The organism is Streptomyces sp. V3I7 (assembly GCF_030817495.1).
Taxonomy (GTDB): Bacteria; Actinomycetota; Actinomycetes; order Streptomycetales; family Streptomycetaceae; genus Streptomyces.
This window is the reverse complement of record NZ_JAUSZK010000001.1, coordinates 2,993,204-3,013,817: the sequence shown is the minus strand read 5'-3', so window position 1 is coordinate 3,013,817 and position 20,614 is coordinate 2,993,204. Positions and strand designations below refer to the sequence as shown.

Genomic DNA, 20,614 nt, shown 5'->3' with positions numbered 1-20,614 from the left:
GGCGAGGGTGCGAAGCGGGCGGAACCGGGTGGCTTTCGGTGTGCGGTGCACCGTCACGGGCAGTGAGAAAAGATCACCGCACTGCGGCGAACCGACCCGTCGGTGTAGGCCGAACGCCGGTGAACAGGTAGCGTGCGTAGCGCGCCGTGGCGAACGTTCTCGGCCGCGCGCCTCTCGGCCATCCCGCAGAATGGATGGCGTAGGTGCGCCCGAGCGCGATCGGGTGCGGACGTCGACGCGGCCCTCAGGTCCGCTCCGTCCGCCTCGTCCTCGTCACAGGGGCGCACTCGTGAGACGGCGTAGGAGAGAAGCGATACCTGTGAGCGCAGCGACAACGCGAAGCCGCACCCCCGACCGCCTGTGCGCCGAGGCGGTTGACCTCGCCCGCGCCGCGGCAGAGGAGGCCGCCGCGCCCGGCGTCGTCGGCGAGCACATCGGCACGGTGGCGGAGGGCGACCGTGTCGTCACGCACTTCTTCGCGTGCAAGGAGTTCGGCTACCGGGGCTGGCGCTGGGCCGTGACGGTCACCCGCGCCTCCCGCGCGAAGATCGTGACGCTCGACGAGGTCGTCCTGCTGCCCGGCCCCGACGCCCTCCTCGCCCCCGAATGGGTGCCGTGGAGCGAGCGTCTGCGCCCCGGCGACCTCGGCCCCGGCGACCTGCTGCCCACCCAGGCGGAGGACCTGCGCCTGGAGCCCGGCTACACCGGCGAGGACGAGCCGCCGCCGAACGCCGTGGTGTCGCGCGAGATGACCGAGCTGGCGGAGGCGGAGGACGCCGAGGTCACGCCGGGTGCCCCGGCCACGCTCCCGGCGCTGCCGGCCCGCGGCTCGATCGCGTCGGTGGCGGAGGAACTCGGCATGCGCCGGGCCCGGGTCCTGTCCCGCTACGGCCTGCGCATCGCCGCCGACCGCTGGGAGGACGCGTTCGGCCCCACGACGCCCATGGCCCAGGCGGCCCCCGCGCCCTGCGTGAGCTGCGCCTTCCTGGTCCCCCTCGGCGGCTCCATCGGCCAGGCCTTCGGCATCTGCGCCAACGAGTTCTCCCCGGCGGACGGCCGCGTGGTCTCCCTCGCCTACGGCTGCGGCGCCCACTCCGAGGCCGCCGTCATGCCCAAGCCGCCCCAGCCCCCGGCCCCGGTCATCGACGAGACCAGGCTCGACCCCTTCCCCCTCCGCCCGTCCCAGGACTCGGGCTCGGTACCGACGACGAGCGACGACGACACGGCGGAACTGGGCCACGCGTAGCGCTCCGCGGGCTGAGCGGTTACTTGTGCGGCTTGGCCCCCCTACCCCCCGGGGCTGCCGCCCTCAGCCCCCGCCCATCGGCCTGAACGGCCTCGTCCTCAAACGCCGGACGGGCTGGAGGGGGGTGGGTGACGCCCGCTCTGTCGGCAGCCGGGGGGTGGGTGAACCGAGGCGAGCAACCCACGCCTCGGGGTGCAGGGGGCGGAGCCCTGGGGGTTTGCATCCGGCTGACTGAGGCGGGCGGCCTGCCCCGCAGGGTGGGGGCGTTCGGGGCGGAGCCCGGGAGGGTTCCCATCCGGTCAACCGAATCGGGCACCCATCCCGTTAGAGGGCGCTGGGGGTGGGGCCTGCGCCGGGGTAGGGGCGAGGCCCGGGCGGATTGCACCCGGCTGACCGAGTTGGGGCTCATCCCGCAGGTGAGGGGGCGGAGCCCTCGCAGGGATCGGGGGCGGAGCCCTGGGGGTTCGCATCCGGCCAAGCGTGGTCACCCATCCCGCACAGGCGTTCGAGGCAGGGCCTCCGCCGAGGTTCGGGACGGGGCCCGCGGGGCGGTTCGCATCGGCCAACCGTGGGCACCCACCCCGCAGGGCTGTTGGATGCGGAGTCCTGGGATCCCGGCGGGTGCTGGAGGCGAAGCCCCGGGAAGGTCCCCCATCCGGCCAACCGAGTCGAGCGCCCCAACCCGCAGGGGTACCGAGGGGTTCGCGTTCAGTCACCGAGTCGGGCAAGCCCCCAGGGGCGCGGTGCAGGGGGCGGAGCCCCGGGAGGGTTCCTGCCGAGCCAACCGAGTCGTGGGTGGGCGAGGCGAGGCGGGGTCTGGGGCCGAGCCCTGGGGTGGTTCCTGTTCAGCCGGCCGAGTCGGGTGGGTGGGCAAGAAAGGTCCGGGGTCTGGGGCGCAGCCCCAGGGGGGCACCGCACGGCCGACCGGCCGGGTGGGTGGGCCGAGCGCAGTGGCACGGTACGGTCATCGACACGCGACCATGAAGAGGTGAACGTGAGCAAGTTCGTGCGGCCCGCGGCCGAAGGAGCCGACCCCTTCGGAACGGCACGTCTGCGTCGCGGGGTCCTCGACGCCTGGGCCACCAGCCCCGCCCGCTTCCGCGAGGACGCCAACGCCGAGGAGGACCTGGTCCTCGGCGGCTACCGCGACCGCCTCGTCGTGGAGCTCGCCCAGAACGCCGCCGACGCCGCCGCCCGCGCCCATGTCCCCGGCCGGCTGCGCCTCACCCTCCGCGACGGCGTCCTGTTCGCCGCCAACACCGGCGCCCCGCTGGACGCCGTCGGCGTCGAGTCGCTCTCCACCCTCCGCGCCTCCGCGAAGCGCGACACCCAGCCGCAGCCGCAGCACGAGCCGCAGCCCCACGCCACCGTCGGCCGCTTCGGCGTCGGCTTCGCCGCCGTCCTCGCCGTCACCGACGAGCCCGCCGTCGTCGGCCGGCACGGCGGCGTCCGCTGGTCCCTCGCCGAAGCCCGCGAACTGGCCGCCGAGACCGCCCGCCACAGCCCGGGCCTGGGGGACGAGGTCCGACGGCGCGACGGGCACGTCCCCCTCCTCCGTCTCCCGTTCGCCGCCGAGGGCACCGCCCCGGACCCGTACGACACGGTCGTCATCCTCCCGCTGCGCGACACCGCCGCCACCGACCTCGCCGAACGGCTCCTGCACGCCGTCGACGACGCCCTCCTCCTCGCCCTGCCCGGCCTGGAGGAAGTGGTCGTCGAGATCAACGGCGAGGAGCCCCGCACGCTGCGCCGGCACACCGACGGCGCCTTCACCGTCGTAGCGGACTCCCGTGACGGCACGACCCGCTGGCGTACGGCCACCGCGCACGGCCCGCTCACCCCCGACCTGCTCGCCGACCGCCCGCTCGAGGAGCGGCTGCGCCCGCACTGGTCGGTCACCTGGGCGGTGCCCGACCCGGACGGCACCCCCGCCCGCCCGCGCACCACCCCCGTCGTCCACGCCCCCACCCCCAGCGACGAGCCCCTTGGCATCCCCGCCCTGCTCATCGCCTCCTTCCCGCTCGACTCCACCCGCCGCCACGCCGCCCCCGGCCCGCTCACCGACTTCCTGGTGCAGCGCGCGGCGGACGCGTACGCCGGGCTCCTCGCCGACTGGCGCCCGGTGACCGACGGCATCATCGACCTCGTACCGGGCCCGCTCGGCAAGGGCGAGCTCGACGGGGCGCTGCGGCAGGCGATCCTCCAGCGGCTGCCGCGCACCGCCTTCCTGCCGCCCGCCGTGGTGGCCGAGGGCCACGACGCCGACCTGCCCGAGGCCCTGCGCCCGCGGGACGCCGAGGTCGTCGAGGGTGCCGGCCACGACACCGTCCGCGTCCTCGCCGAGGTGCTGCCCACCCTCCTGCCGGCCGGTCTCGAACGCCGCCCCGAACTGCGCACGCTCGGCGTCGGCCGCCTCTCGCTCGCCGACGCGATCGACCGCCTGGCCGGGCTGGAGAAGGACGCCGACTGGTGGTGGCGGCTCTACGACAGCCTCGCCGGCGTGGACCCGGACCGGCTGTCCGGCCTGCCCGTGCCGCTGGCCGACCGCCGTACGACGATCGGCCCGCGCCAGGTCCTGCTCCCCACCCCGGACTCCGCCGGCCTCGACCCGGAGGTCCTCGCCCGGCTCGGACTGAAGGTCGCGCACCCCGACGCCACCCACCCGCTGCTGGAGAAGCTCGGCGCGCTGCCCGCGACCCCGCGAGCCGTCCTCACCACGCCGCAGGTGCGCGCCGCCGTCGCCGCCTCCCTGGACGACGAGGGCGGGGCGCTCTGGGAGGAGGACGCCCCGGACGCCGAGGAACTGGCCGACACCGTCCTCTCCCTCGTCCGCGACGCCGGCCTCGAACCCGGTGACGAGCCCTGGCTCGGCGCCCTCGCGCTGCCCGACGAGGACGGCGAACTCGCCCCCGCCGGCGAGCTGGTGCTGCCCGGCAGCCCCTTCGCCCGGGTCATCCGCGAGGACGAACTGGCGTCCGTGGACGCCGAGTTGGCCGAGCGGTGGGGTGAGCAGCCGCTGGCCGCGTGCGGCGTCCTCGCCGACTTCGCCCTCGTCCGCGCCACGGACGTCGTCCTCGACCCGGACGAACTGGAGCCGCGCGAGGGCGACTTCGCCGAGCCCGACGACGCGGGCCTGCTCGACTCCGTCGACGTGTGGTGCGAGGACATTCTCGACCGCTTCCCCGACAGCCCCGTACCGCCGGTCGCGACCGAGCTCGTCGCCGTGCGCGACCTCGACCTCGTCGACGACGACCGCTGGCCCGAGGCCCTCGCCCTGCTCGCCCAGCCGCCGCTGCGCGACGCGCTCACCCAGCCGGTGCGGATCCTGCTGCCCGACGGCACCCATGAGGTCGTACGCCCGTACACCGCCTGGTGGCTGCGCGGGCACCCCGTCCTGGACGGCCGCCGGCCCGCCGGTCTGCTGGCCGCGGGCGGCGACCCCCTGCTGCACGGGCTGTACGACGAGGCGGGCGCCACCGGCTTCGAGGACGAGCAGGTGCTGCGCGCGCTCGGCGTACGGACCTCCGTCGCCGCGCTGCTCGACGAGCCCGGCGGCGCCGCCGAACTGCTGGAGCGGCTCGCCGACCCCGAGCGCCCGGTGACCGCGGCCCAACTGCACGGTCTGTACGGCGCGCTGGCCGACGTCGACCCCGAACAGGTGACCCTGCCGGACGAGGTGCGGGCGGTGATCGACGGGCGGGTGACGGTCGTCGACGCGGCGGACGCGGTGGTCGTCGACTCGCCCGACCTGCTGCCCTTCACCGAGGGCGTCCCGCTGCTGCCCGTACGGCCCGCCCGGGCCGCCGAGTTGGCGGAGCTGTTCCAGGTGCGGCGGCTGAGCGAGTCCGTCACCGGCCGGGTGGACTCCGACGGCACCGAGCACGACGTACCGGAGCCGGTGCGGGTGCTGCTCGGCCCGCGCACGCCCGACCGCTACGTCGAGCACGAGGAACTCGTCGTCGACGGCGTGGAGATCGACTGGCGGCTGGCCGACGACGGGGTGCTGCACGCCTCGACCCTCGAAGGCGTCGCCGCGGGGCTGGCCTGGGCGGCCGGTCAGTGGCCGCGCCGGTTCGAGGTCGCGGCGCTGCTGGAGGACCCGTCCCGCACGGAGGAACTGGCCCGGGACCGCTGGTTCGACTGAACCCCCGTACCGATCTCGATAATTCCCTCACAAAATCTTTGTCATCCGTACAACCAAGTACTCCCGTCGGAGATCTGATCACCTGAGTCAACAGACTCCACCATCACTTGGGCCCCGTGGCGCCGACGAGCCGCGAGGAACGACCGCCGCCGCGGGGCCCCTTCTCCCATCGGGGGAATGCATGCGCATTCGTGCCACCGTGGCCGCCGTCTCCGGCGCCCTGGCTCTCTCCGCCCTGGCCGTTCCGGCCGCGCAGGCCGCCGGCGACTCCTCGCCCAGCCGCGCCGACATCCTCAAGACCGCGCAGATCGCGCGCGAGGCCGCCTCGTCGAAGACCGCGTTCACCGGCTCCACCGCCGCGGACGGCGAGCCGTACGAGATGGACCTCACGTTCTCCAACGTGAAGATCAACAGCGGCAAGCCGATCGTCGCGGGCATCAGCAACCAGGTGACGGTTCCGGTGACCTACACGGTCACGCACCCGGCGGACGTCGACGTCAACGACCCCGACTTCTACATGGACGTCGAGATCTACCGCGGTTCCTACGACGACCCGTCCAACATGCTGTTCGGTGACGACTGGCCGGTCTGCACCGACAGCACGTCGACCGTCGCCACCTGCAAGGGCACGATCGACATCTACCCGAGCGACGAGCTCAGCAACGCGGACGCCGCCAGCTGGAAGGCGGACGGCTGGGCGGTCGACTACAACGGCCAGGACCCGGACGACCCCGACGCCGACTGGAGCCAGGTCGGTTACGCCACCCAGGACGGGCTCGCCACCACCAAGCTCCAGCGCTACTCCAAGCTGACGGTCAACGCCTCGCCGGAGCCGGTGAGCAAGGGCAAGACCATCACGGTCACCGGCAAGCTCACCCGCGCCAACTGGGACAAGCACGCGTACGCGGGCTACACCCTGCAGTCGGTGAAGCTCCAGTACAAGAAGCAGGGCACCACCAGCTACACCACGCTGAAGACCATCACGTCGGACTCCACCGGCTACCTGAAGACCACGACCACCGCGGGCTACGACGGTTACTACCGCTACTCCTTCGCGGGCACCTCGACCACCCCGGCGGTCACCTCCTACCCCGACTTCGTCGACGTGCAGTAAGCAGCACGTACTGCGTCAAGCAGTCCTGTGTCCGGCCCCGGAATCGCGCACGCGGCTCCGGGGTCGAACCGTTTCTTCCGCTTCCGGTCATCGGTTGGCAATCAACGGTCAAAGACTGGCCGTTCGGAGTCTTCGGCGTACAACCAGTCGACGGCGTCGCGGATCTGATCGCGTGAGTCAACAGACTCGCCGATTCTCTGGGCCCCGTGCCCAGCCTTCTCCATCAGGGGAACGTACATGCGCATTCGAGCCACCGTGGCCGCCGTCTCCGGCGCCCTGGCCCTCTCCGCCCTCGCCGTTCCGGCTGCGCAGGCCGCGGGTGAGACCGGCACCCCGTACACGATGAGCAGCGTCAGCTTCTCGAACTTCCAGATCGCCAAGGCGATCAAGGTCGGCACCACCAACGAGGTCAGCACGACCTACTCGTACACGCTGACGCACGGCTCCGACGTGGACGTCACCGCGCCCGACTTCTACAGCGACGCCATCCTCTACCGGGGCTCGCTGGAGGACCCGAGCAAGACCCTGGAGGGCGACGACTTCGCCACCTGCACGGTCGTCACGTCGACCACCGCCACCTGCACGGGCACCATCGACGTCTACCCGGGCGACGAGCTGACGAACTCCGACCCCGGCACCTGGACGGCCGCCGCCGAGGCCTACGCCTTCAACGGCCAGGACCAGCAGAACCCCGACATGAGCAAGGTCGGCTTCAAGGACCAGGGCGGCCTCGCCACCACCCTCCTCCAGCGCTACTCCAAGCTCACCGTCAACGCGGGCCCGGAGCCGGTCGCCAAGGGCAAGACCCTGACCGCCACCGGCAAGCTGACCCGCGCCAACTGGGACACGCACGCGTACGCCGGCTACACCCAGCAGTCGGTCAAGCTCCAGTTCGAGAAGGCGGGTACGACCACGTACACCACCATCAAGACGGTGACGTCGGACTCGTACGGCAACGTGAAGGCCACCACCACCGCGAACTACGACGGTTACTGGCGCTTCAGCTTCGCCGGCACCTCGACGACCCCGGCGGTCAACTCCTCCGCCGACTACGTCGACGTGCAGTAAGCCCTTAGGCCGCAGGCGGCCTCACGCGGGAAAGCGGCGGTCGACCCACTTCCACAGGAAGTCCAGGGCGACCGCCGCCACCGTCGCGACGGCCACCGCCGTCCACGGCATCGTGACCCCCACCAGCTTCAGCGCGAAGAAGTCCTGGAGCGCGGGCACGGTCAGCACGAACACGAACGCCACGCCCATCGCGGCCACCAGCGCCACCCGCCACCAGGTGTAGGGGCGGGCGATGATCGCCAGCACCCACATCGAGATCAGGAAGAGCGTGAGCGTCGCCGCGCTCGTCTCCGCGGCCAGTGCGCCCGGGCCCGTGTAGTAGTGCCGGGCCAGCAGATACGTCGCGAAGGTCGCCGCGCCGGCCAGCACCCCGCCCGGGACGGCGTACCGCATCACCCGCCGCACGAAGTGGGGCCGCGCCCGCTCCTTGTTGGGGGCGAGCGCCAGGAAGAACGCGGGCACGCCGATGGTGAGCGTCGACAGCAGCGTCAGGTGCCGGGGCAGGAACGGGTACTCGACCTGCCAGCACACCACCAGCACGGCCAGCAGCACCGAGTAGACGGTCTTCACCAGGAACAGCGTGGCCACCCGGGTGATGTTGCCGATGACCCGGCGGCCCTCGGCCACCACCGACGGCAGGGTGGCGAAGCTGTTGTCCAGCAGCACGATCTGAGCGACGGCCCGGGTCGCCTCCGAGCCGGAGCCCATCGAGACGCCGATGTCCGCGTCCTTCAGGGCCAGCACGTCGTTCACCCCGTCCCCGGTCATCGCGACCGTGTGTCCCTGCGACTGCAGGGCGCCCACCATGTTCTGCTTCCTGCGCGGGGTGACCCGGCCGAAGACGGTGGCGTCAGCGAGCGCCTCCGCCATCGCGTGCGGCTCGGCGGGCAGTCGGCGCGCGTCGACCGCCCGGCCGTTCAGCCCGAGCTTGGCGGCGACCGCGCCGACCGACACCGCGTTGTCGCCGGAGATGACCTTGGCGCTCACGTCCTGGTCGGCGAAGTAGCGCAGCGTCTCGGCGGCGTCGGGGCGCAGCCGCTGCTCCAGTACGACGAGGGCGGCCGGGCCCGCGTCCTCGGTGACGCCGGCGTCGTCCAGGTCCCGGGTGGCGCGGGCGAGCAGCAGGACCCGCAGCCCCCGCTGGTTGAGGCGCTCAGTCTCGGCGAGGGCCGGGTCGGCGTCGGTGAGCAGGACGTCGGGGGCGCCGAGCAGCCAGGTGCTGCTCACGCCGTCGCCCTCGCTGAAGGTGGCGCCGCTGTACTTGCGGGCGGAGGAGAAGGGCAGCGACTCCACACAGCGCCACTCCTCGCTGTCCGGGCAGGCCGCGATGATCGCCTTCAGGGAGGCGTTGGGGCGCGGGTCGGACTCGCCGAGCGCGCCGAGGACCCGGCGGACGTAACCCATGTCGCAGCCGTTGAGCGGCCGCAGCTCGGTGACGTCCATGCCGCCCTCGGTGAGCGTGCCGGTCTTGTCGAGGCAGACGGTGTCGACGCGGGCGAGGCCCTCGATGGCCGGCAGCTCCTGCACGAGGCACTGCTTGCGGCCCAGCCGGATGACGCCGATCGCGAAGGCGACGGAGGTGAGCAGGACGAGCCCCTCCGGGACCATGGGGATGATGCCGCCGACGGTGCGGGCGAGGGAGTCCTTCAGGTCGTTGCGCTGCACGACCAGTTGGGTGACGACCAGGCCGAGGGCGGCCGGGGCCATCATCCAGGTGACGTACTTGAGGATCGTCGAGATGCCGGTACGGAGCTCGGAGTGGACCAGCGTGAAGCGGGAGGCCTCCTCGGCGAGCTGGGCGGCGTACGCCTCGCGGCCGACCTTGGTGGCGGTGAAGCCGCCGCTGCCGGCGACGACGAAGCTGCCCGACATGAGCGGGTCGCCGCGGTGCTTGACGACGGGGTCGGCCTCGCCGGTGAGCAGGGACTCGTCGATCTCCAGGCCGTCGGCGACGGCGCAGACGCCGTCCACCACGATCTTGTCGCCGGGGCCGATCTCGATGAGGTCGTCGAGGACGATCTCGTTGGTGGCGACCTGGAGGGCGATGCCGTCGCGGCGGGCGGTGGGGTGGGCCTCGCCGATCACGGCGAGCGAGTCGAGGGTCTTCTTCGCGCGCCACTCCTGGACGATGCCGATGCCGGTGTTGGCGAGGATCACGAAGCCGAAGAGGCTGTCCTGGATCGGGGCGACGAACAGCATGATCAGCCACAGGACGCCGATGATCGCGTTGAACCGGGTGAAGACGTTCGCGCGGACGATCTCCGCCAGGGAGCGGCTGGAGCGGACGGGGATGTCGTTGACCTCACCGCGTGCGATGCGCTCCGCGACCTCGGCGGTGGTCAGGCCGCTCGACGGGGCCGACGGCAGCGGGACCGGGTGCACCGGATCCAACTCGGCGCCCGCGTCGATGTGCGTCATGCCTTCGACGGTACGTGCGCCTTGGCCCACCCGCCTGACGGCTCCCGCCGGGAGGTCGGCCCGCCTCGCCCACCAACCGACTCGGTCGGCCGAGTCCGGCGGCAGCCGTCAGCTGACGTCCGCCTCCGAGCGCGTCGGCGTCTCGTCGGCGGCAGCCGCCCGCCTGATCGCGGCGTCGCGCTTGCGGACGTACCAGATGCCGATCAGGCCCAGGCCGGCGCCGGCCAGGCAGGTCCAGATCCACCAGACGTGGCCGTGGTCGGCGAACCAGCCGTAGAAGGGGAGCTGGGCGAGGAAGAGGACGAACCAGAGGACGGTGCCGCCGGTGATGGTGGCGACCACGGGGCCTTCCAGGGGCTCCGGTGCCTCGTGCTTGGGGGTCCACTTCGTCATGCGCACAGCTTACGAGGCTTTACGGGAGGTTCCGATTTCCTTACGACCCGTCCAGATCCATGCGCGAAGTTAGCGAAGTCGTGCTCATACGTTCATACTGAAACCGTTTGTCTCTGACCACTTCCCTTCGTATGAAACTCCAACGCGGACCGGGGGGAGCCCCGTTGGTGATGAGGTTCCGCATGTCCGCCTCGGCATCCGCCAAGGTTCCTGCCCCGGAGCAGCCGGGGAAGGCGCCCACTCACGGCGCCCTCGACCGTTTCTTCAAGATCTCCGAGCGGGGCAGCAGCCTCCCCCGTGAGATCCGAGGCGGTGTCGCCACCTTCTTCGCGATGGCGTACATCATCGTGCTGAACCCGATCATCCTGGGCAGCGCGAAGGACATGTACGGGCATCAGCTCGACCACGCGCAGCTTGTGACGGCCACGGCCATCACCGCCGCGTTCACCACCCTCCTGATGGGCGTCATCGGCAACGTGCCGATCGCCCTCGCCGCCGGCCTCGGCGTGAACTCCGTCGTCGCGCTCCAGCTCGCGCCGCGGATGTCGTGGCCCGACGCGATGGGCATGGTCGTCCTCGCGGGCTTCGTCGTCATGCTGCTCGTCGCCACGGGCCTGCGCGAACGCGTGATGAACGCCGTGCCGTACGGCCTGCGCAAGGCCATCGCCATCGGCATCGGCCTGTTCATCATGCTGATCGGACTCGTCGACTCCGGCTTCGTCAGCCGGATCCCGGACGTCGCCCACACCACCGTCCCGCTCCAGCTGGGCGCCGACGGTCACCTGGGCGGCTGGCCCGTCCTGGTCTTCATCCTCGGCGTCCTGCTCACGCTCGCGCTCATCGTCCGCAAGGTCCCCGGCGCGATCCTGATCTCGATCGTCTCGATGACCGTCCTCGCGGGCATCGTCAACGCCGTCGCCCACGTGCCCTCCTGGGGCCTGACCGTTCCGGAGTGGCCGGGCAACCCCGTCTCCACCCCGGACTTCGGCCTGCTCGGCCAGGTCAGCCTCTTCGGCGGCTTCGGCAAGGTCGGCGTGCTGACCGGCGTCCTGTTCGTCTTCACCGTCCTGCTGTCCAGCTTCTTCGACGCCATGGGCACGATCATGGGCGTCAGCGACGAGGCGAAGCTGACCGACGCCGAGGGCCAGATGCCCGGCATCAACAAGGTCCTCTTCGTGGACGGCATCGCCGTCGCCGCCGGTGGCGCGGGCTCCGCGTCCGCCAACACCTGCTTCGTCGAGTCGACCGCGGGTGTCGGCGAGGGAGCCCGTACTGGCTTCGCCAACGTCGTCACCGGCGCGCTCTTCGCCCTGGCGCTGTTCCTGACGCCGGTCGCCACGATGGTCCCGGCCCAGGCGGCCACCCCGGCACTGGTCGCCGTCGGCTTCCTGATCATGGCCGGTTCGGTCAAGGAGATCGACTGGAGCGACTTCACGATCGCGGCCCCGGCCTTCGTCACCATGGTGATGATGCCGTTCACCTACTCGATCACCAACGGCATCGGCATGGGCTTCATCACCTTCGTGGTGCTGCGCCTGGCCGTCGGCCGCGGCCGCGAGATCCCGGTGGCGATGTACGTCGTCGCCGCCGTGTTCACCTTCTACTACCTGATGCCGGCCCTCGGCCTCACCTGAGCGGGGCCGCCGGCCCGAGCCGGCCGCACGTGAGCCGCGCTCACGTGACCCCGTAGAACTTCTCCGTCTCCTCGACGGCGGCCTGGAACCGCTCGTCGAAGTCGTCCCGAATGAGCGTCCGGACCACATAGTCCTGGACGCTCATTCCTCTTTTGGCCGCATGGTGTCGGAGCCGGTCGAGCAGCTCCCCGTCTATCCGCAGACTGAGCACGCTGGTCCCCATGGCTATGAGGGTCGCCATATCCGGTCGTCCGGTGTGTCGCTTTCCGGAGCCTCCTCACTCATATGGGTGACTGTGTGCTGTCCGGTGCATGATCAGGACATGCCCCGAGTGGTCCTTAGAGAGGGTAATGAGTTACTCTAAAGACATGCCGGACCTTACGCATGGCGACGATGCCGCCGCCGTGAACGCCCTCCGCTCCGCCGTGATGCGCCTGTCGCGCCGGCTCAAGCACCAGCGGGTCGACGAGTCGCTGAGCCCGACCGAGATGTCGGTGCTCGGCACACTGTCGAACTGCGGAAAGGCCACCCCGGGCGAACTCGCCCGCAAGGAGCACGTGCAGCCGCCGTCGATGACCCGCATCGTGGCACTGCTCGAGTCCAAGGGGCTGGTCCGTCTGGAGCCGCACCCGGAGGACCGGCGCCAGAAGGTCGTCACGCAGACCGAGCAGGCCGAGGCGATGCTCGAGGAGAGCCGGCGCAAGCGCAACGCGTTCCTGGCCGGTCTGGTCGATGGCCTCGACGAGGACGAGTGGGCGAAACTCCGCGCCGCCGCCCCCGTGCTGGAGAAGCTCGCACATCTGTAAGCAGCCACTGAGGAGGCGAAGCCTTTGAGTACGGGATCCGGAGCAGCTTCCGCCCCCGCACCGATCACTTCTACCCCCACCCGCACCAAGTCCTCGATGTTCAGCTCGCTGAGCATCCGGAACTACCGCCTCTTCTTCCTGGGCCAGGTCGTCTCCAATACGGGGACGTGGATGCAGCGCATCGCCCAGGACTGGCTGGTCCTCAGCCTGACCGGCTCATCGGCGGCCGTCGGCATCACGACGGCCCTGCAGTTCCTGCCGATGCTGCTGTTCGGCCTGTACGGCGGTGTCCTCGTCGACCGGCTGCCCAAGCGCCCGACCCTGCTCGTCACCCAGACGTCGATGGCCCTCACCGGCCTCGCCCTCGCCGCGCTGACCCTCACCGGCCACGTCCAGGTGTGGCACGTCTACGTGGCAGCCTTCGCCGTCGGTCTCGCCACGGTCGTGGACAACCCGGCCCGGCAGTCCTTCGTCGCCGAGATGGTCGGCCCCGCCCAGCTCCAGAACGCGGTCAGCCTGAACTCCGCGAACTTCCAGTCCGCCCGGCTGGTCGGCCCCGCCGTGGCCGGTCTGCTCATCACCGGCGTGGGCACGGGCTGGGCGTTCCTCCTCAACGGCCTGTCCTTCGTCGCCCCGCTCGTCGGTCTGATGCTGATGCGCGCCCGTGAGCTGCACGCGGTCGAGCGCGCGCCGCGGGGCAAGGGCCAGCTGCGGGAGGGGCTGCGCTACGTCGCGGGCCGGCCCGAGCTCATCTGGCCCATCGTCCTCGTCGGCCTCATCGGCGTCTTCGGCCTGAACTTCCCGGTGTGGCTGTCGGCCTTCGCCGACGACGTCTTCCACGGCGGCGCGGGCGCCTACAGCCTCTTCAACACGCTGATGGCGGCCGGTTCGCTGGTCGGCGCGCTGCTCGCCGCCCGGCGCGGCACGGCCCGGCTGCGGGTGCTGACCGTGGCGGCGGTGGCCTTCGGCGTCCTGGAGGTCGTGGCCGCGCTCGCCCCGTCGTACTGGCTGTTCGCGGCGCTCATGGTCCCGATCGGGATCTTCGGCCTGACCTTCAACGTCACGGCGAACACCGCGATCCAGATGAGCACCGACCCGGCCATGCGCGGCCGCGTGATGGCCCTGTTCATGATGGTCTTCGTGGGCGGTACGCCGCTGGGCGCCCCGGTCGTCGGCTGGGTCACCGACACCTACGGCCCACGGGTCGGCTTCGCCCTCGGCGGCGCCCTGTCGGCGCTCGGAGCCGTCACCATCGGCCTGATCCTGGCCCGCGTCGGCGGCCTGCGCCTGTCGGTGGGCTGGCACCACGGCCATCCCCAGGTGCGGCTGGTCCCGCGCGAGCGGGAGCAGCTGGCGGCGGCGTGAGCCGCTCCCCGGAGGGCGAGCCGTGCCGCTGAGCGCGTGCTACACCCTCCGGGCCAGCGCCATGCCCGGCCACTTGTCCGCCCCGAACGTGAACTCCTCGACCGGGGTGAAGCCGTTGCGCTCGTAGAAGGCGACCAGCTTGCGGTCGTCGCCCGCGTAGCAGTCCACGCGCAGCAGGGAGACGCCCGCTCGCCGGGTCACCTCCGCGGCATGGGCGAGCAGGGCGGCACCGGCGCCGTGGCCCTTGAAGCGGCGGTCGGAGGCGAGCAGGTGGATGTAGCGCTCGGGTTCGCCCGCGGGCTCCAGATACGAGCCGGGGGCGTCGGTGAGGGTGAGGGTGGCGGCGGGAGCGCCGTCGACCTCGGCGAAGAAGGGCGTGCCCGCACGGACGTACCGCTCGATCATCGCCACGGCTTTTGGATCGGTCGACCACGGGTCGGTGCCCCACTGCCGGGTCCGGCCCTGTGCGACCAGCCACTCCACCGCGCTGTCGAACATGCCGAGGATCACGGGCAGGTCGTCCGGGCCGCCCTCGCGGATGGTGATCGCCATGACCTCATCATGCCCGCCCTCTTCTGCGAAGGTGAGCGTATGAGACTCTTCGCCGCGGTACTGCCCCCACCGGACGTGGCCGACGAACTGGCCGCAGAGGTGGCCGAGTTGAAGAGGCTGCCCGGCGCGGACGGGCTGCGCTGGACCGGCCGCCCCGGCTGGCACTACACGCTCGCGTTCTACGGCGAGGTCGGCGACGAGCTCGTCCCCGGCCTGTCGGACCGCCTGGCGCGCGCGGCCCATCGCACGGCCCCGTTCCCGCTCGCCGTCTCCGGCGGCGGCCAGTTCGGGCACGGCCGGGCCCTGTGGGCGGGCGCCGAGGGCGACCTGGAGACGCTGCGGCTGCTGGCCGACCGGAGCGAGGCGGCCGGGCGGAAGGCGGGCATGGCGATGGGGGAGCACCGGCGCTACAAGGCCCATCTGACGGTGGCCCGCAGCCGGGACCACCTGGACGTCCGGCCGTACGTCACCCTCCTCCACGCGTTCACCAGCCGCACCTGGACGGTGGCCGAGCTGGCCCTGGTCCGCAGCAACCTGCCGACGTCGGGGACGCTGGGCGAGCAGCCCCGCTACGAGACGGTCGCCCGCTGGCCACTCGGGGGCGCCGGTTAACCTCGAGTACGTGGACCCGAAAACCCGGAACCGGATCATGGCCGGTGCGCTCGTATTGATGTTCGTGGTGGTGGCGCTGGCGTCGGTGGTCGGAAGGTAGACCGCCGGCCCCGGCCCACGGCCGTGTCACGCCCCCGCGACGTCGCGCACGGCGAGGAGTTCGATCTCCGCCCCGGAGGCCGCCAGCAGCGGCGCGGCGGACGAGCGCCGGGGGTCCGCGCGGAAGGCGGCGAAGTCGTCGTCGCCGGCAAAACTCACGAGGTGGGCCTCGACGCGGCCGTCCGGTGTGCGCAGCCGCCGCTCCAGCGTCCCGCCGTGCTCGGCCAGCAGCGGCAGCACGGCCCGCTCGTAGGCGTCGAAGTCCCGCAGCCCGCCCTCGGGCAGCCGCGCCACCATCAGGTACGTCACCATCACTGTTTCCTCCCCCGGAGACGGACACGGACACGGACCCAGACACGGATCCGGACCCGGACCCGGACCGTCCGGGCGTCCGTGCGCGCGCTGTCCTTGCTTCGAGCGCCCTCGAAGGCGTTGGCTGGGCCTCATGGAGTACACGCAGCTCGGACGCACGGGACTCAAGGTCAGCCGGCTCGTCCTCGGCACCATGAACTTCGGCCCCCAGACCGGCGAAGCCGACAGCCACACCATCATGGATGCCGCGCTGGACGCCGGCCTGAACTTCTTCGACACCGCGAACGTGTACGGCTGGGGCGAGAACAAGGGCCGTACCGAGGAGATCATCGGGAGCTGGTTCGCGCAGGGCGGTGACCGCCGCGACAAGGTGGTGCTCGCCACCAAGATGTACGCCAACATGGGCCCCGACGGCCCGGCCTGGCCCAACCACGACAAGCTCTCCGCGCTCAACATCCGGCGGGCCGTCGACGCCAGCCTCAAGCGGCTGAAGACCGACTACATCGACGTCTACCAGTTCCACCACGTCGACCGGGACACCCCCGCCGACGAGATCTGGCAGGCCATCGACGTCCTGCTCCAGCAGGGAAAGATCCTCTACGCGGGCTCCAGCAACTTCCCCGGCTGGAAGATCGCCCAGATGAACGAGGCGGCGGCCCGGCGCGCCATGGTCGGCCTGGTGAGCGAGCAGTGCCTGTACAACCTCGCCGAGCGCCGCGCCGAGATGGAGGTCATCCCGGCCGCGCAGGCGTACGGCCTCGGGGTCATCCCGTGGTCGCCGCTGCACGGCGGACTGCTGGGCGGCGTCCTCAAGAAGGAGGTCGAGGGCGGCCGCCGCACCTCGGGCCGCGCGGCCGACGCCCTCGCCAAGGCGCCCCTGCGCGCCCAGGTCCAGGCGTACGAGAACCTCCTCGACAAGCACGGCCTCGAACCCGGCGAGGTCGCCCTGGCCTGGCTGCTCACCCGCCCCGGCATCACCGGCCCGATCGTCGGCCCGCGCACGCTGTCCCAGCTGGAGAGCGCCCTGCGCGCCCTCGACCTGGAGCTGAGCGAGGAACTGCTGGCCGACCTCGACACGATCTTCCCGGGGCCCGGTCCCGCGCCGGAGGCGTTCGCGTGGTGAGGCCGTAGGCAGACCGCTCGAGCGAGGGTCGCCCGGAGGTCAGTCGCGGGGGAACTCGTCGGTCTTGAGGATGAGGCCGACTTCGGTGCCGGTCAGGTCGATGTCGGTGCCGAAGTCCACCCTCGTCTCGATCGTGTAGTCCTTGCCCTTGGGGTGGGTGTAGACGTGGCAGCGGCCCAGGTAGGGGTCGGCGATGACGTAGACGGGCACCTCGGCGACGGCGTACGCGGTCTTCTTGGAACCGTAGTCGTTGGCGGCGGTGCCCTTGGAGATCACTTCCGCGACGAATTCGACGTCCTGGTAGCGCCAGTGACCGTCGCCCGTCTTGACGGCGCCCTCGGCGACCACCGTCACATCGGTCGCGAATCCGTTGAGGTGCCCCGGGTAGTCGATGCGGACGTCGGACTTCACGCGCTTGCGGGGGTACTTGGTCCGCAATTGCTCATAGATGTCCGCGATGATCTCCCAGTGGGTGTCCCGCTGCGGCGACATGTAGACGGTCCCCTCGACGATCTCGACCTTGTATCCCTCGGGGACGGGCATCTTCTCGAGCCGCTCGAACATCTCGTCCAGCGTGCCCGTGTTGTCGCTCTCGGCCATCGCGATCCTGTCTTCGAGGACGGTCATCGTGGCGCTCCTCCCCGGCTGCACTCGCACGAGTACAGCCGCGCGGTACAACGATACGCACGGTCACCGGGACACGGCGGGGCTCCGGTCAGGCCGACGCCGTCGCCTCGTACGGCTCACCCAGGCCCCACGCCTCGTACATCGCCGCCGCGAAAGCCTCCGCGATCTTGTGCTCGCCGCTCGCGTTGGGATGCGTGCCGTCGTAGGTGTCGGTGTGGATGTCGTACGCCGGGGGAGGGGACGCCAGGAGGAGCGGGGAGCGGGGTTCGTCGAGGTCGGCCAGGGTCTTCGCCAGGAGTTCGTTGAAACGGTTCACCTGGGTCGCGAAGGGCTCGTCCGCCGAGGCGCGGATGTTCGGGATCACCGGGAGGACGACCATGCGGATGCGTGGGCGGGCCTCCCGGGCCGCGGTCACGAAGGCGCGGACGTTGTCCGCGGTCTGCTCGGCGTCGGTGTAGAAGCCCAGGTCGATCAGGCCGAGGGAGACCAGCAGGACGTCGGCGCGCGAGGCGCGTATCGCCTCGCCGATCAGCGGGGCCATGTGCAGCCAGCCCTCGCCCCAGCCGGCGAGGTGGGCGCACGGGAAGTCGGGGTCGGCGTAGGCGTACGAGGTCGGGGCCTCGGCCGACTTGTCGTACAGCGTCTCGCGCGGGCCGACGAAGGTGAACGGGCCGCCGTACGAGCCGCACAGGTGCTGCCACAGCCGGTGGCGCCATGTGTGTTCGCCCGCGCTTCCGATCGTCATGGAGTCACCGACGGGCATGAACCTGAGCATCAGATCATGATGGCCGATCACGGGGGGTACCACGCCCCGGCGGGGTGTGAGGACCGCCACGTCGGGGGCCGCGAACGGGCGTGCGGGATGGCAGTCTTGGGGCATGCGCCGATCGCTCGCCCTCCTTGCCGGGCTTCTGCTCACGGGTGCGGTGGCCGCGCCCGCCTCCGCCGCCGACGGGGACCAGGGGTTCACGATCAGGGACCCGCGGATCACCGAGTCCAGCGGCCTCGCCGCCTCCCGGCTCCACCCCGGCGTCTACTGGACCCACAACGACAGCGACGACGGCCCCTACCTCTACGCCGTGGACAGCGCGACCGGGAAGACCGTCGCCACGGTGACCCTCACCGGCGTCGGCACCCCGCGGGATGTCGAGGCCATCTCCATCGGGCCCGGCAACCAGATCTACGTCGGTGACATCGGCGACAACTTCGGCGGCAGGTGGCCGTACGTCTGGATCTACCGGCTGCCCGAGCCGAGGGTGCTGAAGGACCAGACGATCCGGGCCACGCAGTACGTCGTGAAGTACGCGAACGGGCCGCGCGACGCCGAGTCGCTCGTCGTGCACCCCACCACCGGGCGCGTCTACCTCATCGACAAGAACGAGAACGGCGGGCACCTGTACGAGGGACCCGCCCAGTTGTCCGCCTCGGGCAGCAACGTCTTCCGGCCCGTCGCCCCGGTCGACCTGTGGGCCACCGACGCCGCCTTCTCACCGGACGGCCGCCGGCTCGCCGTCCGCGGCTACTTCGGCGGGATCGCCTACGACTGGAACGGCGGGCGGATCAAGCGCGAGGGGCAGCTGCAGATGCCGCTGCAGCGACAGGGCGAGTCCGTCACCTACTCCGCCGACGGCACCAGGCTGATGTACGGCAGCGAGGGGGCCGACAGCCAGGTGACGGCGAAGGACGCGCCCGGGGCTGCGGGCGGCGCCTCCAAGTCGCCCTCGGGCGACGGGAATTCCGTTGTCGGTTCAGGCGCGGGCGGCCTGAAGGACGGCCGCGTCACGACCGGCGCGATCGCCGTCGCCGTCGCCGCGGCCGTCCTGTTCGGGTTCCGGCGGCTGCGGCGACGGGGCTGAGCGTGTCCCTCTGAACTCGGCGTCAGAGCCTGTCGATCACGTAGTCGACGCAGGCCGTCAGCGCCTCGACGTCGGCGGGGTCGATCGCCGGGAACATGGCGACGCGGAGCTGGTTGCGGCCGAGCTTGCGGTAGGGGTCGGTGTCGACGATGCCGTTGGCGCGCAGGGTCTTGGCGACGGCCGCCGCGTCGATCTCGTCGGCGAAGTCGATCGTGCCGATGACCTGGGAGCGCCTGGCCGGGTCGGCGACGAACGGGGTGGCGTACTTGGACTCCTCCGCCCAGGTGTACAGGCGGGTCGAGGAGTCCTTGGTGCGGCCGGTGGCGAAGTCCAGGCCGCCCTGGCCGTTGAGCCACTCCAGCTGCTGGTTCAGCAGGAAGAGGGTGGCGAGGGCGGGGGTGTTGTAGGTCTGGTTCTTGCGGGAGTTGTCGATCGCCGTGGGCAGACTGAAGAACTCCGGGATGTGACGGCCGGAGGCGTGGATCCGCTCGGCGCGCTCGATCGCGGCGGGGGAGAAGACGCCGATCCACAGGCCGCCGTCGGAGGCGAAGGACTTCTGCGGGGCGAAGTAGTAGACGTCCGTCTCGGCGATGTCGACGGGGAGGCCGCCGGCGCCGCTGGTCGCGTCCACGAGGACGAGGGAGCCCTCGTCGGCGCCTTCGACCCGCCTGATCGGCATGGCGACGCCGGTGGAGGTCTCGTTGTGCGTGAAGGCGTAGACGTCGGTGCCCGCCTCGGCGTGCGCCTCGGGGTGGGTGCCGGGGTCGGCGGAGACGATCGTGGGATCGGCCAGCCAGGGGGCGAGCTTCGCGGCCTTGGCGAACTTGGACGAGAACTCGCCGAAGGTGAGGTGCTGGGACTTGTTCTCGATCAGGCCGTGCGTGGCGATGTCCCAGAACGCGGTGGAGCCGCCGTTGCCGAGGACGACCTCGTAGCCGTCGGGGAGGGAGAACAGGGAGCTGATGCCCTCGCGGACCTGGCCGACCAGGTTCTTCACCGGGGCCTGGCGGTGGGAGGTACCGAGGAGGGACGTACCGGTGGCGGCCAGCGCGTCCAGCGCCTCCACCCGCACCTTGGAGGGGCCCGCGCCGAATCGACCGTCGGCGGGCTTGATGTCAGCAGGAATCTGGATCTCAGCCACGGCGGGAGGGTATCTCCTCGGCGAAAGCGGACGAAGCCCTGTCCGTCGGATGAGACGACGCTCTCCGGCTGATGGACTTGTGCGGTCGTACGAAGATCAGTAGA

The 20,614-nt window shown here is 71.4% G+C and carries 18 protein-coding genes; 10 read left to right on the top strand and 8 right to left on the bottom strand.

Annotated features, from left to right (window positions below):
* Positions 1 to 319 precede the first annotated feature (319 nt).
* The 4 genes from QFZ74_RS13870 (at position 320) to QFZ74_RS13855 (ending at position 7,572) form a co-directional block, all read left to right on the top strand.
* Positions 320 to 1,246 (top strand): DUF3027 domain-containing protein, encoded by a 927-nt coding sequence (locus tag QFZ74_RS13870; protein WP_307621133.1) that lies wholly within the window; start codon positions 320 to 322, stop codon positions 1,244 to 1,246.
* A 994-nt stretch (positions 1,247 to 2,240) separates the two neighbouring features.
* Entirely contained in the window at positions 2,241 to 5,390 is a 3,150-nt protein-coding gene (locus QFZ74_RS13865) for a sacsin N-terminal ATP-binding-like domain-containing protein (RefSeq protein ID WP_307624145.1), read from the top strand.
* A 181-nt stretch (positions 5,391 to 5,571) separates the two neighbouring features.
* Complete coding sequence (locus tag QFZ74_RS13860; protein WP_307621132.1) at positions 5,572 to 6,504, top strand: hypothetical protein; 933 nt, start codon at positions 5,572 to 5,574, stop codon at positions 6,502 to 6,504.
* A gap of 237 nt (positions 6,505 to 6,741) precedes the next feature.
* Entirely contained in the window at positions 6,742 to 7,572 is an 831-nt protein-coding gene (locus tag QFZ74_RS13855) for a hypothetical protein (RefSeq protein WP_307621131.1), read from the top strand.
* A 21-nt stretch (positions 7,573 to 7,593) separates the two neighbouring features.
* Here the strand turns inward: QFZ74_RS13855 and QFZ74_RS13850 are convergent, their stop codons facing one another.
* Together QFZ74_RS13850 and QFZ74_RS13845 are read right to left on the bottom strand one after the other, a co-directional pair.
* On the bottom strand, positions 7,594 to 9,990 hold the full coding sequence (locus QFZ74_RS13850; RefSeq protein WP_307621130.1) for an HAD-IC family P-type ATPase: 2,397 nt from the start codon (positions 9,988 to 9,990) through the stop codon (positions 7,594 to 7,596).
* A gap of 108 nt (positions 9,991 to 10,098) precedes the next feature.
* Positions 10,099 to 10,383, bottom strand: a complete 285-nt coding sequence (locus QFZ74_RS13845; protein ID WP_307621129.1) for a DUF2530 domain-containing protein — start codon at positions 10,381 to 10,383, stop codon at positions 10,099 to 10,101.
* Positions 10,384 to 10,565: 182 nt separating this feature from the next.
* Here QFZ74_RS13845 and QFZ74_RS13840 point away from each other — a divergent pair, with 182 nt between their 5' ends.
* Positions 10,566 to 12,017, top strand: coding sequence for an NCS2 family permease (locus tag QFZ74_RS13840; protein ID WP_307621128.1), 1,452 nt, complete (start codon positions 10,566 to 10,568; stop codon positions 12,015 to 12,017).
* Positions 12,018 to 12,057: 40 nt separating this feature from the next.
* On the opposite strand, the gene QFZ74_RS13835 is transcribed toward QFZ74_RS13840, so the two are convergent.
* The gene (locus QFZ74_RS13835) at positions 12,058 to 12,246 is read right to left on the bottom strand and encodes a ribbon-helix-helix protein, CopG family (RefSeq protein ID WP_307624144.1); all 189 of its coding nucleotides are present in this window, start codon (positions 12,244 to 12,246) and stop codon (positions 12,058 to 12,060) included.
* A gap of 139 nt (positions 12,247 to 12,385) precedes the next feature.
* Here QFZ74_RS13835 and QFZ74_RS13830 point away from each other — a divergent pair, with 139 nt between their 5' ends.
* Positions 12,386 to 12,823, top strand: a complete 438-nt coding sequence (locus tag QFZ74_RS13830) for a MarR family winged helix-turn-helix transcriptional regulator (RefSeq protein ID WP_307621127.1) — start codon at positions 12,386 to 12,388, stop codon at positions 12,821 to 12,823.
* A 24-nt stretch (positions 12,824 to 12,847) separates the two neighbouring features.
* Entirely contained in the window at positions 12,848 to 14,188 is a 1,341-nt protein-coding gene (locus tag QFZ74_RS13825; protein WP_307621126.1) for an MFS transporter, read from the top strand.
* A gap of 39 nt (positions 14,189 to 14,227) precedes the next feature.
* On the opposite strand, the gene QFZ74_RS13820 is transcribed toward QFZ74_RS13825, so the two are convergent.
* Positions 14,228 to 14,740 carry a GNAT family N-acetyltransferase gene (locus QFZ74_RS13820; RefSeq protein ID WP_307621125.1) on the bottom strand — a complete coding sequence of 171 codons (513 nt, stop codon included), beginning with the start codon at positions 14,738 to 14,740 and terminating at the stop codon, positions 14,228 to 14,230.
* Between the two features lie 39 nt (positions 14,741 to 14,779).
* Between QFZ74_RS13820 and thpR the strand changes: the two genes are divergently transcribed.
* Complete coding sequence (gene thpR, locus QFZ74_RS13815; RefSeq protein WP_307621124.1) at positions 14,780 to 15,352, top strand: RNA 2',3'-cyclic phosphodiesterase; 573 nt, start codon at positions 14,780 to 14,782, stop codon at positions 15,350 to 15,352.
* Positions 15,353 to 15,478: 126 nt separating this feature from the next.
* Here the strand turns inward: thpR and QFZ74_RS13810 are convergent, their stop codons facing one another.
* The gene (locus QFZ74_RS13810) at positions 15,479 to 15,763 is read right to left on the bottom strand and encodes a hypothetical protein (protein WP_307621123.1); all 285 of its coding nucleotides are present in this window, start codon (positions 15,761 to 15,763) and stop codon (positions 15,479 to 15,481) included.
* Between the two features lie 133 nt (positions 15,764 to 15,896).
* On the opposite strand from QFZ74_RS13810, the gene QFZ74_RS13805 reads away from it, so the two are divergent.
* Positions 15,897 to 16,886 carry an aldo/keto reductase gene (locus QFZ74_RS13805; protein WP_307621122.1) on the top strand — a complete coding sequence of 330 codons (990 nt, stop codon included), beginning with the start codon at positions 15,897 to 15,899 and terminating at the stop codon, positions 16,884 to 16,886.
* Between the two features lie 39 nt (positions 16,887 to 16,925).
* Here QFZ74_RS13805 and QFZ74_RS13800 read toward each other — a convergent pair whose 3' ends face one another.
* Both QFZ74_RS13800 and QFZ74_RS13795 read right to left on the bottom strand, forming a co-directional pair.
* Positions 16,926 to 17,513, bottom strand: coding sequence for a Uma2 family endonuclease (locus QFZ74_RS13800; RefSeq protein WP_307621121.1), 588 nt, complete (start codon positions 17,511 to 17,513; stop codon positions 16,926 to 16,928).
* A gap of 88 nt (positions 17,514 to 17,601) precedes the next feature.
* The gene (locus QFZ74_RS13795; protein WP_307621120.1) at positions 17,602 to 18,288 is read right to left on the bottom strand and encodes an SGNH/GDSL hydrolase family protein; all 687 of its coding nucleotides are present in this window, start codon (positions 18,286 to 18,288) and stop codon (positions 17,602 to 17,604) included.
* A gap of 103 nt (positions 18,289 to 18,391) precedes the next feature.
* On the opposite strand from QFZ74_RS13795, the gene QFZ74_RS13790 reads away from it, so the two are divergent.
* Positions 18,392 to 19,369, top strand: a complete 978-nt coding sequence (locus tag QFZ74_RS13790) for a WD40 repeat domain-containing protein (protein ID WP_307621119.1) — start codon at positions 18,392 to 18,394, stop codon at positions 19,367 to 19,369.
* Between the two features lie 22 nt (positions 19,370 to 19,391).
* On the opposite strand, the gene serC is transcribed toward QFZ74_RS13790, so the two are convergent.
* Positions 19,392 to 20,510, bottom strand: a complete 1,119-nt coding sequence (gene serC, locus QFZ74_RS13785) for a phosphoserine transaminase (RefSeq protein ID WP_307621118.1) — start codon at positions 20,508 to 20,510, stop codon at positions 19,392 to 19,394.
* Positions 20,511 to 20,614: the final 104 nt, after the last annotated feature.

Bases quoted from the DNA above. Each gene is read 5' to 3' on its own strand.
- QFZ74_RS13860 (WP_307621132.1), top strand. From the start codon at position 5,572: ATGCGCATTCGTGCCACCGTGGCCGCCGTCTCCGGCGCCCTGGCTCTC.
- QFZ74_RS13855 (WP_307621131.1), top strand. From the start codon at position 6,742: ATGCGCATTCGAGCCACCGTGGCCGCCGTCTCCGGCGCCCTGGCCCTC.
- QFZ74_RS13850 (WP_307621130.1), bottom strand. From the start codon at position 9,990: ATGACGCACATCGACGCGGGCGCCGAGTTGGATCCGGTGCACCCGGTC.
- QFZ74_RS13845 (WP_307621129.1), bottom strand. From the start codon at position 10,383: ATGACGAAGTGGACCCCCAAGCACGAGGCACCGGAGCCCCTGGAAGGC.
- QFZ74_RS13840 (WP_307621128.1), top strand. From the start codon at position 10,566: ATGTCCGCCTCGGCATCCGCCAAGGTTCCTGCCCCGGAGCAGCCGGGG.
- QFZ74_RS13830 (WP_307621127.1), top strand. From the start codon at position 12,386: ATGCCGGACCTTACGCATGGCGACGATGCCGCCGCCGTGAACGCCCTC.
- QFZ74_RS13820 (WP_307621125.1), bottom strand. From the start codon at position 14,740: ATGGCGATCACCATCCGCGAGGGCGGCCCGGACGACCTGCCCGTGATC.
- thpR (WP_307621124.1), top strand. From the start codon at position 14,780: ATGAGACTCTTCGCCGCGGTACTGCCCCCACCGGACGTGGCCGACGAA.
- QFZ74_RS13810 (WP_307621123.1), bottom strand. From the start codon at position 15,763: ATGGTGACGTACCTGATGGTGGCGCGGCTGCCCGAGGGCGGGCTGCGG.
- QFZ74_RS13805 (WP_307621122.1), top strand. From the start codon at position 15,897: ATGGAGTACACGCAGCTCGGACGCACGGGACTCAAGGTCAGCCGGCTC.
- QFZ74_RS13800 (WP_307621121.1), bottom strand. From the start codon at position 17,513: ATGACCGTCCTCGAAGACAGGATCGCGATGGCCGAGAGCGACAACACG.
- QFZ74_RS13795 (WP_307621120.1), bottom strand. From the start codon at position 18,288: ATGCTCAGGTTCATGCCCGTCGGTGACTCCATGACGATCGGAAGCGCG.
- QFZ74_RS13790 (WP_307621119.1), top strand. From the start codon at position 18,392: ATGCGCCGATCGCTCGCCCTCCTTGCCGGGCTTCTGCTCACGGGTGCG.